The organism is Promicromonospora sp. NPDC090134 (assembly GCF_044746965.1).
GTDB lineage: Bacteria > Actinomycetota > Actinomycetes > Actinomycetales > Cellulomonadaceae > Promicromonospora.
The window spans coordinates 227,151-244,537 of record NZ_JBIVCZ010000007.1; the positions used below are offsets into that span (position 1 = coordinate 227,151).

Here is a 17,387-nt window from a genome sequence, read left to right on the forward strand (position 1 = left end):
CAGATGAGCAGTTCCATATTCTCAGATGAGCGCGGCGGAGAGGCTGCGCCGAGGAGAGGACGAGGATGTTCCGACCTCCAAGGGGTGTTTCGGCGCGAGGCAGGTCAGCACGGCGTGGTTCGGCACGGCGTTCTTCGGTGAGCGCGGCGGCGACCGCCGCGACGGCCGCCACCGCGCTGGCCCTGTCCGGTTGTGCCGGTGCAGGCGCCGTGGGCGGGGACGACGGCGAGCAGATCGTGGTGGCGATCGTCTCCAACCCGCAGATGCAGGACGCGATCTCGTTGCAGGACGAGTTCCGTGCCGCGCACCCGGGCGTGGACGTCCGCTTCGTGTCGCTGCCCGAGAACGAGGCCCGCGCCAAGATCACGGCGTCCGTGGCGACCGGCGGCGGCGAGTTCGACGTCGTCATGATCTCCAACTACGAGACGCCCATGTGGGCGGAGAACGGCTGGATCGAGAACCTCCAGCCGCACATCGACGCCACCGAGGGGTACGACGCCGAGGACTTCGTCCCGAGCGTCCGCGAGGCCCTCTCGCGCGACGGCGACATGTACTCGGTGCCGTTCTACGGTGAGTCGTCGTTCCTGGCGTACCGCGCCGACCTGTTCGAGGAGGCGGGGCTGGAGATGCCCGCGCACCCGACGTGGGACGAGGTGCGCGATCTCGCCGCCGAGCTGAACGACCCGGCCGAGGACTTCTCCGGCATCTGCCTGCGCGGCCTGGCCGGCTGGGGCGAGGTCATGGCGCCGATGAGCACCGCCATCAACACGTTCGGCGGAGGCTGGTTCGACGAGGACTGGAACGCCACCCTCGACTCGCCCGAGAGCCGCGAGGCCATCGAGACCTACGTCGACACCGTGCAGACCTCCGGGCAGCCCGGCGCGGCGACGTCCGGCTTCGGCGACTGCCTGACCCGGTTCGCCCAGGGACAGTCGGCCATGTGGTACGACGCCACGTCCATGGTCTCGTCCATCGAGGACCCGGCGTCGTCCACGGTGGCGGGCAAGGTCGGCTACGCGCCCGCGCCGGTCGCGGACACCGAGTCGGCGGGCTGGCTCTACAGCTGGTCGCTCGCCATCCCGTCCACCAGCGAGCACAAGGACGCCGCCTGGGACTTCGTGTCCTGGATGACGAACAAGGAGTACATCGAGCTGGTCGGCAACACGATCGGCTGGGAGCGGGTTCCCCCGGGCAGCCGCCTGTCCACCTACGAGATCCCCGAGTACGCGGAGGTCTCCGAGGCCTACGCCGACGCCACCCTGGAGTCGATGGGCGGGGCCACCCAGGAGGCCACGATGACCCACCCCGTGCCGTACCCGGGCATCCAGTTCGTCGGCATCCCCGAGTTCCAGGACCTCGGCACCCGCGTGGGCCAGCAGATGTCCGCGGCGATCGCCGGCCAGGTGACCGTGGACGAGGCCATCGCACAGTCCCAGCGCTACGCCGAGACCGTGGCGGAGACCTACCGGAACCAGGAGGGGCAATGAGCACCTCGACCATCGACCGGCTGGAGAGCTCGCGCCGGGCCGCCCGCGCGTCGGCGTCCGAACGCTCGATCAGCAAGGCCGAGGGGTGGCGCCGCCGCGGCCCGCTCCTGCCCGCGCTGATCTTCACCGTGATCGTCACGCAGCTCCCGTTCCTGGTGACCATCTGGTACTCGCTGCGCTCGCAGAACCTGCTGCGGCCCGGCGAGGACCTCTTCGTGGGCCTGTCCAACTACGTGGACATCGCCCAGGACTCGACGTTCCGCCAGACGGCGCTGAACTCGGTGGTCATCACCCTCGGCTGCGTGCTGGTGGCGATGGTGCTCGGCATCGTGCTGGCGCTGCTGCTCGACCGGCCGTTCTTCGGCCGGGGCGTGGCCCGCACCATGCTGATCACGCCGTTCCTGGTGATGCCGGTGGCGACGTCGGTGCTGTGGTCCGTCGCGCTGCTCAACCCCACCTACGGCCTGCTCAACTGGACGCTCGGGCTGTTCGGGATCGAGGCCGTCGACTGGACCTCGACCTACCCGATCGTCGCGATCCTGATGGCGCTGGTCTGGCAGTGGACGCCGTTCATGATGCTGCTCGTGCTCGCCGGCCTCCAGGCCCAGGCGAAGGACGTGCTGGAGGCCGCGTCGGTGGACGGCGCCGGCCCGTGGCGCACCTTCCGCTCGATCACGCTGCCGCACCTGCGGCGGTACATCGAGCTGGGCGTGCTGCTCGGCGTCATCTACGTGGTCAACACGTTCGACCAGATCTACCTCCTGACGGCCGGCGGGCCCGGTACCGCCAGCGCCAACCTGCCGTTCTACATCTACCAGCGCGCGTTCCTCGGGTTCGACATCGGGCAGGCCGCCGCCATGGGCGTCGTCGTCGTGATCGCCACGATCATCGTGGCCTCCGCCGCGCTGCGCCTCATCTTCCGCAGCTTCGAGGTCAAGGAGTGAGCATGTCCGACGTGACGCGCGCGTACCGCCGTCGAACCACCGGTGGAGTGCTGACGACGCTGACCTGGTTGCTGGCGCTCGCCTTCTTCTTCCCGGTCGCCTGGATGGCGGCCACGGCGTTCAAGCAGGAGAACCAGGCGGCGTCCGACCCGCCCACCTGGTTCTTCACGCCCACGCTCGACCAGTTCCGGGCCGTGATCGAGGGCGGGTCCGGGGTCTACGTGGCCAACTCGGCCATCGCGACCGGCGTCTCGACCGTGCTGGTGCTGCTGCTGGGTATCCCGGCGGCGTACGCGCTGTCGATCCGGCCGGTGGAGAAGGTCAGCGACGTGCTGTTCTTCTTCATCTCCACCAAGATGCTGCCCGTCGTGGCCGTGATCGTGCCCATCTACGTGGTGGCCGGGCAGCTCAAGGTGCTCGACAACATCTGGACCCTGGTGGTCCTGTACACGGCGATGAACCTGCCGATCGCGGTGTGGATGATGCGCTCGTTCTTCCTCGAGGTGCCGGGAGAGGTGCTGGAGGCGGCGTCCGTGGACGGCGCCGGGCTGATGCGGACCCTGCGGTCCGTGCTCATCCCGATGGTGGCGCCCGGCATCGCGGCCACGGCGCTGATCTGCGTGATCTTCTCGTGGAACGAGTTCTTCTTCGCGCTCAACCTGACCGCCTCGCGGGCGGCGACGGTGCCGGTGCTCATCGTGTCGACCATGACGAGCGAGGGCCTGTTCCTGGCGCGGCTGTGCGCGGCTGCGCTGCTCGCGTCGCTGCCGGTGATCATCGCGGGCTGGGTGGCGCAGAAGCAGCTGGTCCGGGGCCTCTCGATGGGCGCGATCAAGTAGGAGTTGCCTTCTACCCAGTCATCGGGCCCGGAACCGCGCGGTTTCCGGGCCCGATGACTGGGTAGACGTGTTTGTGCCGAGGATCGGACGAATTCCCTACTTTTTCTGTCGGGTACTTGCCGGAGAAAATCGGCGCTCGTTCGATGGGTGGCATGCGCCTTGGATCAGATCGACGGAGACCGGTCCGGACCGGGTGGGTCGCGGCGTTTGCCGCTGCGGTGCTCGCCGCGGGGGTCGCCCCGCTGCCGTTGGCCGCGGCCGACGACGGCGGCGCCGTCGGTGCGTCGTCCGCTGCCGCCCCGCCGGCCGCCCCAGCCCCCGGCACCTATACCAACCCCGTCACCGCCGGGGTCACCGACACCTTTCCCGACCCCGCGGTGATCCGCGGCAAGGACGGCGCCTGGTACGCCTACGGGACGCAGAACCCGGTGTTCAACGGCCAGGGCGAGCCGGGGGAGCGCATCCTGCCGATCCTGCGCTCCACCGACCTGGTGACCTGGGAGTACGCGGGCGAGGTGATCCAACCGGACGAGGTGCCGGCCACGTGGCGCGACAACTCGCGCGCCTGGGCCCCCGACATCCGCTACGTCGACGGCGAGTACCTGCTCACCTACGGGCTGTCCACGGGCGGCCTCGCCGTGGCCACCGCGCCGACGCCCACGGGGCCGTGGGAACACCGGGACGAGCTGCTGGTCCCGTCGGCACCCGTCGACGGCTGCCCCACCGGCAACATCGACCAGGCCCTGTTCACCGACGACGACGGCACGCTCTACCTGTACTGGGGCAGCTACGACGTCGTCTGCGTCTCGGAGCTGACGCCCGGCGCGGGCGAGCTCACCGGACCCGTGACCCAGGTGGCCCAGGGCCGCCGCGTGGAGGGCGCGTACGTGGTGCGGCACGACGACCTCTACTACCTGATGTACTCCGACGCGGGTTGCTGCGAGGGCGCATTCAGCGGCTACACCGTCAAGGTGGGGCGCGGCGAGAGCCCGCGCGGCCCCTTCGTGGACGACGACGGCACCGACCTCACGGCCGAGTCGAGCAAGGGCGGCTACGTGCTGACCTCCAACGGCAACGGGTTCGCGGGCCCCGGCCACCACTCGGTGGTCACCGACCTGGCGGGCCAGGACTGGATGGCGTACCACGCGATCCCGACGGCGGACCCCGACTTCCCGCCCGTGGAGACCCGCAACGGCGTGCTCAACCTGACCAAGCGCCCGCTGATGATCGACCGGCTCGACTGGATCGACGGCTGGCCCGTGGTCAACGCGGGCGCCGGGCCGTCGTCGTCCCCGCAGGCCGCGCCCGTGACGGACGGCGCCGTGCGCACCACGTTCGCGGACGGCTCCCTCTCCGGCTGGCGGGCCGACGGCGACGTCGTCGTCGGCGAGGAAGCGGACGCGGGGCCGTACGCGGCCCTGGCGGGCTCGACCCTCACCAGCCGCGACCGGGCGGCCGGCGACCTGCGCGCCCAGGCGGACCTGCGCGTCACGGACGACGACGGCGCCGCCGGGCTCACGCTGGGCGCGGGCGCGGGCCGGGTGACGGCGTGGGTCGACCGCGCCGCCGGCGAGCTGCGCGTGGAGACGGGCCGGGGACCCCGGGCCGAGCGTGTGGCGGTACCCCTGCCGCCGGACTTCCCGTACGCCGGCTGGAACGTGGTGACCCTCGACCGGGACGTGCGGTCCGGCACGTACACGGCCACCGTCTCCGCCGACAACCTCAAGGAGCCGCTCGCCACGGTCGCCCTCGACGTGCGGGGGCACGCCGGTCGCGTCCCGGTGGCCGTCACCGCCCGCGGCGGGGCCGACGCAGACAACGTGAGCCTGGTGCCGGCCGCGCGCCCCGTGACCGAGCGCGTGCCCGACCCCGAGCCGGGGGAGCCGGTGCCGGAGAGCTCGGACGAGTTCGACGGCGACGTCGTGCCCGGGGCCGCCGGATCGGGCTGGGACTGGGTGCGTGGCCCGGCCGCCGGCGTCCGCCTGGCGGACGGCGCCTTCGCCTGGCCGACCCAGGGCGCCGAGCTCTACCAGGGCACCAACACCGCGTCCGTGCTGACGCGGGCCGCGCCCGCGGGGGACTACCTGGTCGAGACCCGGCTGGACCTCGACGGCGTGGGTGTGAACCGGCAGGCCGGGCTCGTGCTCTACGCGGACGACGACCAGTTCGTGAAGCTGGTGCACTCCCAGCTCGGGCTGCTGCGCAAGCCCGGCAGCGCGGCGCAGACGGTGGAGTTCACCAAGGAGGCCGCGCGGCTGACCAGCACGCCGCCCGTCGCCGCGTACAGCGCGCCGATGTTCGGGGCGGCCCCGGGGGAGACCACGTGGCTGCGGCTGGCCGTCCACCGGGACACGGCGAATGGCGAGTACGAGGTGCGCATGGCGTCCAGCACCGACGGGGAGACCTGGCGGTGGGGCGGCGTCTGGACCCTGCCCGACGACCAGCCCCTGCGCATCGGCCTGGTCTCGATGAACACCCCAGGCGCGACGGCAACCTTCGACTACGTCCGCACGTACGCCCTGCCCTGACCGGCACTCACCGAGGGCGGGGGCGGGGTTCTGGTTAGATCCGACCGAATTGGTCTGGTTTTCTGCCGGGTCGTTGACGGAAAATTTGGAGGTTCCTATGGTCGCCAGCATGTCGACGACGACAACCGGCAGCTCCGCGCGGCGCGCCCACGAGAGCCGCGTGCTGGCCGCGCTCCGTGACGGCCCGTTGAGCCGCGCCGAGCTCGCCCGCCGCGTCGGCCTGTCCCGCACCACCCTCTCCGAGACCACGGCCGAGCTGCTGCGGCGCGGCGCCGTCGTGGTGGTCGACACCGACGCCGCCACCCGGCGCGGTAGCGGCCGCCCGGCCGAACGGCTCGCGCTCGACCCCGGCTCCGGCCAGTACCTCGGCGTCGACTTCGGCCACCGCCGCGTACGTGCCGCCGTGGCCGACGCGGCCCGCGAGACCGTCGCGTCCGGCGTCGAGCACTACGACGACGACACGCCCTGGCCCCAGCGGCTCGACCTCGCCTTCCGGCTGGTCGACCGGCTCGCGCGCGAGCACGACCTGCACTTCGGCGAGCTCCAGGCGGTCGGCATCGGCGTCGTCGGCCCGTACGGCGGGTGGCGCGTGGACAGCCGGCAGGTCTCGTGGGCCCGCCGGTCGGCGCCCCACGACGTGCACGGCGCGTTCGCGGAACGGTTCGGCGCGCCCGTCGTCGTGGACAACAACACGCGACTGGCGGCGCTCGCGGAGGCGGTGTCCCAGCCCGAGGGCACCACCGACCTGCTGTACGTGCGGCTGTCGGACGGCGTGGGCGGCGGCCTCGTCGTCTGCGGGCGGATCGGTACCGGGGCGCACGGGTTCGCCGGCGAGCTGGGCCACATCTGCGTGGACCCCGGGGGCAGCCGGTGCCGGTGCGGCAAGCGCGGCTGCCTGGAGACCGTCGCGTCCGCGCCCGCCGTGCTCGCGGCGTGCCGCGCCCAGGGGGCCGAGGTCACCACGTTCGACGACCTGGCCGCCGCCGTCGCGACCAGCGACCCGGTGGTCGAGGGCGTGCTGCGCGAGGTCGGCGCGGCCGTGGGCCGCGTGCTCAGCACCGCGGCGCTCACCCTGGACCCCGACGAGATCGTGATCGGCGGCGAGATCGTGCACGTGGCGCCCGTGATCGTCGAGCAGGCGGCGGCCACCCTGCGCTACGAGCTGCACCCGCTGCCCACGGACGAGCCGCTCGTCGTGCGGGCCGGGCGCCTGCGCGACACCGACGGCGCGCTCGGCGCGCTGGCGGCCGCCTTCCACCTGTCCCCGCTGCTGGCCGGCTACCCCCGGCCCGAGGCCGCCGACGACGTCGGGGACCTGCGCGGCACGCTGCGCACCCCGATGCCCGCACCCCTGCACGCACGCCTGAGGAGAGCCCTGTGACCATGTCGACCGGGTCGACGGTGTCGACCCCGACCCCCGCGAGGAACGGGTCACCGCCGCGCCGCCGGGCGGGGAAGCGCACCACGCTGCTCGCGCTGAACGCCGTCTCGATCCTGGGCGGCGTCGGGATCTGGTGGGTGCTGTCCCTGAGCGGCCTCCAGCTCCCGACGCCGCCCGAGGTGCTGGCCAAGGCCGTGGACCTGGCGGTCAGCGGGACGCTGGCCGAGGACCTGCTGGCCAGCCTCGGCCGGGTGCTGGCCGGGTTCCTGCTCGGCTCCGCCGCCGCCGTCCCGGTCGGGTTCCTCATGGGCTGGTACACCCCGGCGCGGGGCCTGTTCGAGCCGTGGATCCAGTTCTTCCGCACCATCCCCCCGCTGGCCCTGCTTCCGCTCGTGCTGGTGCTCATGGGCATCGGCGAGCTGCCCAAGGTGTTCGTCATCTTCCTCGCGGCGTTCCTGGCCTGCGTGATCTCCACCTACCAGGGCGTGGTGAGCGTGGACCGCACCCTGATCAACGCGGCCCGCGTGCTCGGCGCCAAGGACGGCACGATCTTCCTGCGTGTGGTGGTGCCGGCGTCCTCGCCGTACATCCTCGTGGGCATGCGCGTGGGCCTCGGATCGGCGTGGGCCACCCTCGTGGCCGCGGAGCTGCTCGCCGCGCAGGCAGGCCTCGGGTTCCGCATGCAGCAGGCCCAGACCTACTACGACCTCGCGACGATCTTCGTCTCCGTCGTCGCCATCGGCGTGCTCGGCCTGGTGATGGACCGGCTGCTGCTGCTCGCGGAGACCCGGCTGACCGGATGGCAGGAACGACGATGACCACCAGCACGCAGGACGCCCCGCGCACCACGACGGGCGCCGCCAAGATCTCCGTGCGGGACACCCGCAAGACCTTCGCCCTCAAGGACGAGGAGTTCGTCGCCCTCGACGGCGTGGACCTCGACGTGGCCGACAACGAGTTCGTCACCGTGGTGGGCCCCTCCGGCTGCGGCAAGTCCACGCTGATGAACATCGTCGCGGGCCTGGAGACGCCGACGTCGGGCCGGGTGCTCGTGGACGGCGCGGACGTGACCGGGCCCGGCCCGGAGCGCGGCGTCATCTTCCAGCAGTACGCGCTGTTCCCGTGGCTGACGGTGCGCAAGAACGTCGAGTTCGGGCTCAAGGTCGCGGGCCTGCCCGCCGCCGAGCGGCGCGAGCGCGCCGAGCACTACGTGCGCCTGGTGGGCCTGGAGCAGTTCGCGGACGCGCTACCCAAGACCCTCTCGGGCGGCATGAAGCAGCGGTGCGCCATCGCCCGCGCCTACGCCGTCAACCCGTCGATCCTGCTGATGGACGAGCCTTTCGGCGCCCTGGACGCCCTGACACGCGTGCGCCTCCAGGAGCAGCTCCTGGACACCTGGAGCACCGAGAAGCGCACCGTCCTGTTCATCACGCACGACGTGGACGAGGCCGTGTTCCTCGCCGGCCGCGTGGTGGTCATGGCCGCCCGGCCGGGCCGCATCCACGAGGTGATCGACGTCGGCCTGCCCTACCCGCGCACCGAGGAGGTGCGGCTCAGCCCCGAGTTCGCGGAGCTGCGCAACCGGGTGTGGCGGGCCGTGTACCACCAGACCCCCGGCGCGCCGCCGTCGGCCACTGAGAACCAGACCCCTACCCGGACCCAGAACTGAGGACCCCCATGCGACTGACCAGGAAGACCCTCGGCGCGGCCGCCGCCGGCCTCGCCCTCGTGCTGTCGGCGACCGCCTGCTCGTCCGGCGGCGCCGCCGCGGGCGAGGACGGCGCCGTCGAGGTCAACTTCGGCTACATCCCCGACTTCAACGGCACCAGCCTGCTGGCCGTCGCCGAGGACCAGGGCCTGTGGGAGGAGCACGGCATCGACGTGACGACGTCGTCGTTCACCAACGGTCCGCTCCAGATCCAGGCCCTCGGCACGGGCGACCTCGACTTCGGCTACATCGGGCCCGGCGCGTTCTGGCTGCCCGCCTCCGGGCAGGCCAAGATCGTCGCGCTGAACACGCTCGGCCGGGCCGACCGGGTGGTCGCGCAGCCCGGCATCGACTCCGTCGAGGACCTGGCGGGCAAGACCGTCGCCGTGCCGGAGGGCACGTCGGGCGACATGATCCTCACGCTCGCGCTGCAGGAGGCGGGCATGACCAAGGACGACGTCGAGCTGGTGCCCATGGAGCCGCCGGCCATCGTGGCCGCGCTGTCGTCCGGGCAGGTCGACGCCGCGGGGTTCTGGTACCCGGCGCTCGCGACCGTCAAGGAACAGGTGCCGGACCTGGTCGAGCTCGCCCAGAACACCGACTTCGAGGAGACCGTCGCGTTCCCGACGGCGTTCGTGGCCGGGAACGACGTGGTGGCCGACGAGCCGGAGAAGGTGGACGCCGTGCTGCAGGTGCTGCGCGAGGCCATGGCCTACCGCTCGGAGCACATGGACGAGGCGATCGCGCTCACCGCCGACTTCAACGACCTCGAGCCGGCCGACGTCGAGGCGGACGCCGCCAACGTAGACGTCCTCTCGGCGGAGGAGGTGGACGCGCTGACGCAGGACGGCACCGCCGACACCTGGCTCACCGGCATGCAGGACTACTTCGTGGGCTCCGGTCAGCTCCCCGAGGCCGTGGACCCGGCCGAGTTCTACCTGGGCGACCAGTTCGTCAAGGCCGGTGAGTGACCCGGTGGGAGGCAAGAACGTCCTGTTCCTCATGACCGACCAGCACCGGGCCGACACGCTGGGCGCCTACGGCAACCCGCGCGCGTCCACGCCGGTGCTCGACCGGCTCGCGGCGTCGGGCACCCGGTTCGACCGCTGGTACACGCCGACGGCGATCTGCACGCCGTCGCGCGCGAGCCTGCTCACGGGCCAGGCGCCGTTCCGGCACCGCGTGCTGGCCAACCACGAGCGCAACGTGGGCTACCAGGAGGACCTGGCCGACGGGACCTTCACCTTTGTCGAGGCCCTGCGCGAGCACGGGTACAACACCGGCCTGGTGGGCAAGTGGCACGCCGGCACGGAGCGGAACGCGGCGTCCTTCGGGTTCGACGGGCCGGACCTGCCGGGGTGGCACAACCCCGTCGACAACGAGGACTACCTGGCGTACCTCGCCGAGCACGACCTGCCGCCGTACGCGATCAGCGACCGCGTGCGCGGCACGCTGCCGAACGGCGGGCCGGGCAACCTGCTGGCGGCCCGGCTGCACCAGCCGGTCGAGGCCACGTTCGAGCACTACCTGGCCACGCGCACCATCGAGCTGCTGGAGCGGTACGCCGACGAGTACCGGTCGGGGGAGCGGCCCTTCTTCCTGGAGCTGAGCTTCTTCGGGCCGCACCTGCCGTACATCGTGCCGGACGAGTTCTTCGACCTGTTCGACCCGGCCGACGTGGAGCTGCCCGCCTCGATCGCGGAGACCTTCGAGGGCAAGCCGCCCGTCCAGGCGAACTACAGCGCGCACTGGACGTTCGACACCATGCCGATCGAGGTGACGCGCAAGCTGATCGCGGTCTACTGGGGCTACGTGACGCTCATCGACCAGCAGATCGGCCGCGTGCTGGACGCCCTGGAGCGGCTCGGGCTGGTGGACGACACGGCCGTGTTCTTCACGTGCGACCACGGCGAGTTCACCGGAGCCCACCGGCTGCACGACAAGGGCCCGGCGATGTACGAGGACATCTACCGCACGCCCGGCCTGCTGCGGGTCCCGGGCGGCCCGGCGGGCCAGGTACGCACCGAGTTCGTGAGCCTGCTGGACTGCACGGCCACGATCCTGGAGCTGGCCGGGATCGACCCGGCCCCCGCGGTGGACTCGCGCAGCCTGCTGCCGCTGGCCCACGGGGACGACGTCGGGTGGCAGCCGGACATCGTGTGCGAGTTCCACGGGCACCACTTCCCCTACCCGCAGCGCATGCTGCGGGAGGACCGGTACAAGCTCGTGGTCAACCCGGACTCCGTCAACGAGCTGTACGACCTCCAGGCCGACCCGGACGAGCTGACCAACGCGTACGGCGACCCGGCGCTCGCGGACGTGCGGCACCGCATGATGGGGCGGCTGTACCGGCTGCTCCGGGAGCGCGGCGACAACTTCTACCACTGGATGACCACGATGTACGACGTCGGGGAGGTCGACCACGACCCGACCCAGTCGGGGCTGGACGAGACGACGTACGCGGCGCGGTAGGCCCGGACGCCGGGCTCAGGCCCTGCGCAGGTAGTCGATCAGCAGGTCGAGGGCGGCCTCCAGCCGGTCGGGCCGGCCCGTGGCGCGCAGCACCTGGACCCCGCCCTGGATCCCGGCCACGAACGCGGCCGCTGTCCGGTCGGGGTCCAGGTCTGCCCGCACCTCGCCGCCGCGCTGCATCGCGAGCACGCCGTCGCGGATCGCCCGCTCCCACTGGCTCAGCAGCTCGGTGACCACCTCGGCGGTGCCGGGTGTGCTCGACGTCTGGTCGAGCAGCGCGCCGAGCGGGCAGTACCTGCCCTGGGCCACGTACCGGGCGACGAGGCTGTCGCGCCACGCCGTCCACGACTCCCATGAGTCGAGCGCGCTGAGGTGCGGCTCCTGGTCGGTCAGGACGCCGGCCGCCTCGTGCCGCGCGACGGCGAGCAGGAGCCCGTCCTTGCCGTCGGGGAAGTAGTGAAAGATCTGCCCCTTGCTGGTGCGGGTGACGGCACCGATGTCGTCCAGGGTGACGGAGCCCGGGTCGTTGCCGCGCAGGTACGCGGCGGTTCCGTCGATGATGCGCTGCCGGGTCGCCTGGCCCTTCGGGGTGAGCTTCACGCACCGACGGTACGGGCGATCTTCTGGACTTGCTAGTCCAAAAATGGGTTCCTAGCGTCGCGGGCATGACACAGCGACTTGAGGGCCGGACCGCCCTCGTGACCGGGTCCACCAGCAACATCGGGCGGGCGATCGCCGAGGCGCTCGCCGCGGAGGGGGCGCACGTCGTCGTCTCCGGGCGCAACGCGGAGCGCGGCGAGGAGGTCGTGGCCGGGATCCGTGAACGGGGCGGCAAGGCCGACTTCGTCGCCGCCGACCTGGACGGCAGCCCGGAGGCGAGCCACGGCCTGGCCGGCGCGGCCACCGAGGTGCTCGGCGGGCGGCTCGACATCCTGGTGAACAACGCGGGGATCTACGCGCCCACCGTGCTGCTCGCCGACACGGACTCCGCGACCTTCGACCGCTACTACGCGGTGAACGTCAAGGCGCCCTACTTCCTGACCCAGGCCGTGGCGCCGCGCATGGTGGCCGACGGCGGCGGCACGATCATCAACCTCGGGTCATGGGTGGCCCGGCTCGCGACGCCGCTCGGCGGCCTGTACGCGTCGACCAAGAGCGCGCTGGAGTCGCTGACCCGCTCGTGGGCCGCCGAGTTCGGCCCGCAGGGCGTACGCGTCAACGCCGTCTCTCCGGGCGTCATCCGGCCGCCGGAGCTGGACCCTGCGGTCGACTTCGCGGGAGCGATGACCGCCGGCACACCGGCCGGCGACGCCGGGCACCCGGACGCGATCGGCGCGGCGGTGGTCTACCTTGCCTCCGACGACGCGGCCTTTGTCCACGGCACGACGATCGACGTCGACGGTGGCCGCGCCAACGTGGCGGTCGTCGCGGGCTGACCGCCCCCGATGACCATGCACCTGCTGCCAGGATCGCGCTGGTTCTGGCAGCAAGTGCCTGGTCACCGACCGGATGAAAGCATGGCTTGTCGGTAGATTTCACCCAAAGTTTACTGATGTCACCTCAGGTCAGGGTTCCGACGTGTCAGGGTGAGCGAGGCACCGTGGCCCGCAGGGGGTCGCGGGCCGACGCACACGGAGGTCGACGATGCGCACACGTCTCGGACGGGCACGGGGTCTCGGGCGGGCCTGGGGGAGCGGGCTGTCGGCCCTGGCGGTCGCCGCGGGGGTGCTGGCGGCGCCGGGCGCGGTCGCTCAGGACGCCGCGACGTCGGCCACCACGACGTCGACCGCCGGGGCGCAGGCGGTCGCGGACATCCCCGCCGGCTACTACGCCGGCGCCGAGGGCCTGACGGGCGAGGCGCTCAAGTCCGAGCTGAACGACATCATCAGCGACGCCGACGCCGTGTCGTACAGCCAGGTGTGGGACGGCCTGATGGCCACCGACGAGGACCCCGCCAACCCGAACAACGTGATCCTGCTGTACACGGGTGAGTCGCGGGCCAAGAGCCTCAACGGCGGCGACGTGGGCGACTGGAACCGGGAGCACGTCTGGGCCAAGTCGCACGGCGACTTCGGCACGTCCACCGGGCCGGGCACCGACCTGCACCACCTGCGCCCCGCGGACGTCCAGGTCAACAGCATCCGCGGCAACAAGGACTTCGACGACGGCGGCAGCGCCGTGAGCGGCGCGCCCGGCAACTACACCGACTCCGACTCGTTCGAGCCCCGCGACGAGGTGAAGGGCGACGTCGCGCGCATGATCCTGTACATGGCGGTGCGCTGGGAGGGTGAGGACAGCTTCGCCGACCTGGAGCCCAACGACACCGTGAACAACGGCTCGGCGCCGTACCACGGCAAGGTCTCCACGCTGCTGGAGTGGAACGACGCCGACCCCGTGTCCGCCTTCGAGGCCCACCGGAACGACGTCATCTACGAGCAGTTCCAGCACAACCGGAACCCGTTCGTCGACCACCCGGAGTGGGCCGACACGATCTGGGGCTGAGGCCGGCCGCGTTGTCAGGGCCTGGTGACGCGACGGCGTCACCAGGCCCTGACGCGGCCTTCGCCCAGGTCTCAGACGGTTGCGACGTCGACGAGCTTCTCGAGCCCGATGAAGTCGTCCGGGTTGCGCGTGATCACCGGAAGGCCCTCGGTGAGCGCGACAGAGGCGATGAGCAGGTCCGCGAGGCGGCGGCGGGGCTTGCGCCCCTGAGCGACGACTGCAGCGTAGACCCTGGCGTAGCTGCGGGCGGCTTCGATGTCGAACGGGATGGGGTCGAACGCGGCTTCGGTTCTCTGGAGCCGATCCTGACGGCGAGCCCGCTCGGTCGCGTCGGTCGTGGCTGCGGGCGCCGCAGCGAGCTCCGCCAGCGTGATGGCGCAGATCGCTATCTCGACAGGTAGATCGGCGGCCGGGATGTTCTCCAGGTCGATCACCACCGAGGTGTCGAGGAGTCCCTGAGGCAGGCGCTCAGCCACGAGGCTCGATGTCCTGGTCCACGTACTCGTCGATGTCGTCCCGGATGGAGGTCCAGTCGAGCTTTGGTGCGTGACGGAACATCTCCACCGCGGCCTGGGCGGCGACAAAACGCTGGCGCCGCAGCGGGCGCAGCTCACCGACGGGGTGCCCGTTGCGGCTCACGATGAAGGTGTGTCCCTCATCCAGGGCGCGCATGATGCGCCCGCTGTCGTTGCGCAGCTCTCGCTGGCTGATCTGTTCTGTCATACCCACGACCGTAGCATGGCGTGCTACACCCCGCCCGGACCAAGGCACCGCCTCACAGCGTCGCCGACGCCAGCGCCTCCTCGTGCCCGTCGAGGGTGATCTCGATCCGGTCCATGTCGGTGAGAGACACGGCCGTCGACGCGTCCAGCCCCGTCGTCTGGCCGCCCGACCACGACCACGTCGCCGCGACCGTCCGTGCCCCGTCCCGGCCCACCAGCACCAGCTCGTACCTGATCGGCTCCGGCGGCACGTAGACCGCCTCGGGCGGCGGCTGCCCGGGAGCGGGCGGGTAGTGGCAGCTCCACCGGAACTTGGTGCCCCAGGCGGTGGGCGTCGCCACGACCTCGGCGCGCATGTCCGCCCCGGCCACCGGCCGCAGCTCGATGGTCCGGGCCGCGGTAGCAGTGGTGGTGGCGGTGGCCGACGGCGGGGTGGTGCCCCCGGCGTCCGGCACCCCGCCGTCGGGCGTGCCCAACAGGCCGCCCGCGGTGAGCACCGAACCGCCCACCGCCCCGGCGACCACGAGGGCGCTCGCGGCCACGGCGCCCAGCGCCCGCCGCCGGAACCGGGATCTGCGGGCGGCGCGGGCGAGGGGCGCGAGCGGGACGACCGCGCCGGTCCTGTGCGGTTCCGGCGCACCGTCGTCGGGCGGCACAGGGAGGCCGGCCGGCTCGGCGACGAGCGACTCCGCGTGCTCGGGGCTGATGGTGCCGAGCAGGCCCGGCAGGCCCGCGAGCTCCGCCACCGCCGCGCGGCACGCGGCGCACTCGGCCAGGTGCCGCTCGTAGGAGCGCCGGTCGCTCGGGCTCAGGGCGCCGAGCACGTAGGCCGCGTCCCACTCGGCGTACCGGTCGCCGCTGCCGCCCCCTGACTCTGCCGCGGGGATCATGCCGTGACTCCTTTCTCCTGCAGCGCCAGTCGCAGCGCCCGCAGCCCGTAGTGCAGCCGCGACTTGACCGTCCCGGCGGGGACGCCCAGCTCGGTCGAGAGCTCGGCCACCGAACGTCCCCCGTAGTACGCGCCGACCACCACCGCCCGGTGCGACGGCGAGAGCGACAGCAGCGCGTCGGCCACCAGCCACGAGTCCAGCACGGACTGGGTGGTGTCGCGCTCCTCGCGGTCGGGCAGGTGCCCGCTGGAGCGCTCGCGGGTGCGACGGGCGCTGCGGAGGTGGTCGACCGAGAGGTTCCGCGCCACCGTGAACAGCCAGGCGCGCACGGAGTCCTCGGAGCGTTCCAGCACCTCGGGGTGGCGCCACGCGCGCAGCAGGGTCTCCTGCACCACGTCACGCGCCTCCTCCTCGTCGCCCGTGCGGCGCACGACGTACCGGTACAGCGCGTCGGCGTGCGTGTCGTGCACCGCCTCGAGGAGCTCGTCCTCGGCACCCACGAGCGGCTCCTTCCCTGTCGTCTCGTCACCCGGTCCGGTCGCTACCGCGTCGTCACCGGCCGGGCGCCAGCTGCAGCGAGAACTCGATGCTGCCCTCATCCTCCACCGTCACGAACCCGAGGTCCGGCGCCTCGACGCCGAAGTCCTCGAACGTGATCGGCACGCTGCCCACCACCTGCACCGGGTCACCGCTGGTCGCGTCGCCCGCGACCTCGGCGTCGAACGTGGCCGGCTGCGTGACGCCGTGCACGGTGAGGTCGCCGGTCAGCTCCACCGACGTGGCGCCCGCCTCGATCGGCGCCGGCGAGGTGAGCACGAACGTCGCGGTCGGGAACTGGCCCACCTCCATCGCGGTGTCGCGGAAGTACCCGTCGCGGTTGGCCTCGTCGGTGGCCACGCTCGCGATGTCCACCTCGATGTCGGCGGCGCTGATCGCGCCGTCCGCGACCGTCACCGACCCGGTGACGTCCTCGGTGCGGCCGGTCACGGTCACGTCCTCGCCCTGCAGCACCTCCTCGACGCGGTAGCCGGCGAACGACCCGTCGGTCACCGTCCAGGTCCCGGCGGCCGCCTCGGCGTCGGGCAGCGGCGCCGCCGACGCCGCCAGGCTCGGTGCCTCAGCGGCGGCCTCGTTGGCCCAGTCCGCGTACAGACCCGGTCCGAAGATCGCCGCCGCCCCGCCGATCACGACCACGGCCGCTCCGACGCCGATGCCTACCTTTGCCCCAGTGCGCACGCTCCGCCCCTCTCGTTCGCAGGCCGACCGGATATCGGCCTCTGCCCCGTACTACGGGTGAAAGGGCGTACCGGTTCAATTCCGGCCGGAACTTCCGGCGCGGGTCCGATGAGCCTGCGGCCCCGGACCGGTCGATACTGGCGGGATCGTGCGCCGCGCGGCCCGCCCGGCGATCACACCTGGAGGCATCATGACCGACACCTTCGACGTCGACGTGACCCGCGACCTCGACGGACCCGTCGAGGCGGCCTGGGCCGCATGGAGCACGCCCGAGGGCCTGCGCGCCTGGTGGGGACCAGGCCCGTTCACCTGTCCCGCGGCCGAGGTCGACCTGCGGGTGGGCGGCCGCGCGCTGCTCGCGATGCGCGCCCCCGCCGAGTACGGCGGCGGCGACCAGTGGTCCACCTGGGACTTCACGCTCGTCGAGCCGGTACGGCGCATCGAGTACACGTACCGGTTCAGCGACGCCGACGGCGTGCCGCAGGCCCCGCCCATGGACGACGTGCCCGCCGAGGGGCACCACGAGGTCGAGATCACCGGCCTCGGCGACGGGCGCAGCCGCATCCACATGGTCGAGCACGGGTACACCTCCGCCGCGGCCCGCGACATGTCGCAGCAGGGACTGGAAGCGTGCCTGGACAAGATGGCCGGGTACGTGGCGGGAGGCCAGGGCTGACG

18 protein-coding genes are annotated in these 17,387 nt (G+C 72.2%); 12 read left to right on the top strand and 6 right to left on the bottom strand.

What is annotated here, in order from left to right; translation table 11 throughout:
* Nucleotides 1-65 precede the first annotated feature (65 nt).
* From ACIPN7_RS19905 to ACIPN7_RS19945, 9 genes are all read left to right on the top strand, one after another.
* A complete protein-coding gene (locus ACIPN7_RS19905) occupies nt 66-1,487 on the top strand; it encodes an ABC transporter substrate-binding protein (RefSeq protein ID WP_400546117.1) in 1,422 nt (473 codons plus the stop codon).
* Entirely contained in the window at nt 1,484-2,431 is a 948-nt protein-coding gene (locus tag ACIPN7_RS19910; RefSeq protein ID WP_400546120.1) for a carbohydrate ABC transporter permease, read from the top strand. The genes ACIPN7_RS19905 and ACIPN7_RS19910 overlap by 4 nt, the downstream gene beginning before the upstream one ends.
* A 2-nt stretch (nt 2,432-2,433) precedes the next feature.
* Complete coding sequence (locus tag ACIPN7_RS19915) at nt 2,434-3,270, top strand: carbohydrate ABC transporter permease (protein WP_285107976.1); 837 nt, start codon at nt 2,434-2,436, stop codon at nt 3,268-3,270.
* 218 nt (nt 3,271-3,488) lie between these two features.
* Nucleotides 3,489-5,798 (top strand): family 43 glycosylhydrolase, encoded by a 2,310-nt coding sequence (locus ACIPN7_RS19920; RefSeq protein WP_400546123.1) that lies wholly within the window; start codon nt 3,489-3,491, stop codon nt 5,796-5,798.
* Nucleotides 5,799-5,907: 109 nt separating this feature from the next.
* The gene (locus tag ACIPN7_RS19925) at nt 5,908-7,179 is read left to right on the top strand and encodes an ROK family protein (RefSeq protein ID WP_400546126.1); all 1,272 of its coding nucleotides are present in this window, start codon (nt 5,908-5,910) and stop codon (nt 7,177-7,179) included.
* A 2-nt stretch (nt 7,180-7,181) separates the two neighbouring features.
* Nucleotides 7,182-7,997, top strand: a complete 816-nt coding sequence (locus tag ACIPN7_RS19930; RefSeq protein WP_400546439.1) for an ABC transporter permease — start codon at nt 7,182-7,184, stop codon at nt 7,995-7,997.
* Nucleotides 7,994-8,848: an ABC transporter ATP-binding protein gene (locus ACIPN7_RS19935; RefSeq protein ID WP_400546129.1), complete on the top strand. Its 855-nt coding sequence runs from the start codon at nt 7,994-7,996 to the stop codon at nt 8,846-8,848. The genes ACIPN7_RS19930 and ACIPN7_RS19935 overlap by 4 nt, the downstream gene beginning before the upstream one ends.
* An 8-nt stretch (nt 8,849-8,856) precedes the next feature.
* On the top strand, nt 8,857-9,858 hold the full coding sequence (locus ACIPN7_RS19940; RefSeq protein ID WP_400546132.1) for an aliphatic sulfonate ABC transporter substrate-binding protein: 1,002 nt from the start codon (nt 8,857-8,859) through the stop codon (nt 9,856-9,858).
* A gap of 4 nt (nt 9,859-9,862) precedes the next feature.
* Nucleotides 9,863-11,359 (top strand): sulfatase-like hydrolase/transferase, encoded by a 1,497-nt coding sequence (locus ACIPN7_RS19945; RefSeq protein ID WP_400546135.1) that lies wholly within the window; start codon nt 9,863-9,865, stop codon nt 11,357-11,359.
* Between the two features lie 15 nt (nt 11,360-11,374).
* On the opposite strand, the gene ACIPN7_RS19950 is transcribed toward ACIPN7_RS19945, so the two are convergent.
* Nucleotides 11,375-11,959, bottom strand: coding sequence for a TetR/AcrR family transcriptional regulator (locus tag ACIPN7_RS19950; protein WP_400546138.1), 585 nt, complete (start codon nt 11,957-11,959; stop codon nt 11,375-11,377).
* Between the two features lie 65 nt (nt 11,960-12,024).
* On the opposite strand from ACIPN7_RS19950, the gene ACIPN7_RS19955 reads away from it, so the two are divergent.
* Both ACIPN7_RS19955 and ACIPN7_RS19960 read left to right on the top strand, forming a co-directional pair.
* Nucleotides 12,025-12,795, top strand: a complete 771-nt coding sequence (locus tag ACIPN7_RS19955; RefSeq protein WP_400546141.1) for an SDR family NAD(P)-dependent oxidoreductase — start codon at nt 12,025-12,027, stop codon at nt 12,793-12,795.
* Nucleotides 12,796-13,003: 208 nt separating this feature from the next.
* Nucleotides 13,004-13,861, top strand: a complete 858-nt coding sequence (locus ACIPN7_RS19960; protein WP_400546144.1) for an endonuclease I family protein — start codon at nt 13,004-13,006, stop codon at nt 13,859-13,861.
* 71 nt (nt 13,862-13,932) lie between these two features.
* On the opposite strand, the gene ACIPN7_RS19965 is transcribed toward ACIPN7_RS19960, so the two are convergent.
* Genes ACIPN7_RS19965 through ACIPN7_RS19985 form a run of 5 tightly spaced genes read right to left on the bottom strand, consistent with a single transcriptional unit; the run spans nt 13,933 to nt 16,709 of the window.
* Nucleotides 13,933-14,337: a type II toxin-antitoxin system VapC family toxin gene (locus ACIPN7_RS19965; RefSeq protein WP_285107983.1), complete on the bottom strand. Its 405-nt coding sequence runs from the start codon at nt 14,335-14,337 to the stop codon at nt 13,933-13,935.
* Nucleotides 14,330-14,584: a type II toxin-antitoxin system Phd/YefM family antitoxin gene (locus tag ACIPN7_RS19970; protein ID WP_400546147.1), complete on the bottom strand. Its 255-nt coding sequence runs from the start codon at nt 14,582-14,584 to the stop codon at nt 14,330-14,332. The genes ACIPN7_RS19965 and ACIPN7_RS19970 overlap by 8 nt, the downstream gene beginning before the upstream one ends.
* Nucleotides 14,585-14,636: 52 nt before the next feature.
* Complete coding sequence (locus ACIPN7_RS19975) at nt 14,637-15,473, bottom strand: anti-sigma factor family protein (RefSeq protein ID WP_400546150.1); 837 nt, start codon at nt 15,471-15,473, stop codon at nt 14,637-14,639.
* Entirely contained in the window at nt 15,470-15,973 is a 504-nt protein-coding gene (locus tag ACIPN7_RS19980; protein WP_400546153.1) for a sigma-70 family RNA polymerase sigma factor, read from the bottom strand. The genes ACIPN7_RS19975 and ACIPN7_RS19980 overlap by 4 nt, the downstream gene beginning before the upstream one ends.
* Nucleotides 15,974-16,025: 52 nt before the next feature.
* Nucleotides 16,026-16,709 carry a YceI family protein gene (locus tag ACIPN7_RS19985; RefSeq protein ID WP_400546155.1) on the bottom strand — a complete coding sequence of 228 codons (684 nt, stop codon included), beginning with the start codon at nt 16,707-16,709 and terminating at the stop codon, nt 16,026-16,028.
* Nucleotides 16,710-16,899: 190 nt separating this feature from the next.
* On the opposite strand from ACIPN7_RS19985, the gene ACIPN7_RS19990 reads away from it, so the two are divergent.
* The gene (locus tag ACIPN7_RS19990; protein ID WP_400546158.1) at nt 16,900-17,385 is read left to right on the top strand and encodes an SRPBCC domain-containing protein; all 486 of its coding nucleotides are present in this window, start codon (nt 16,900-16,902) and stop codon (nt 17,383-17,385) included.
* The last annotated feature ends 2 nt before the right edge of the window (nt 17,386-17,387 follow it).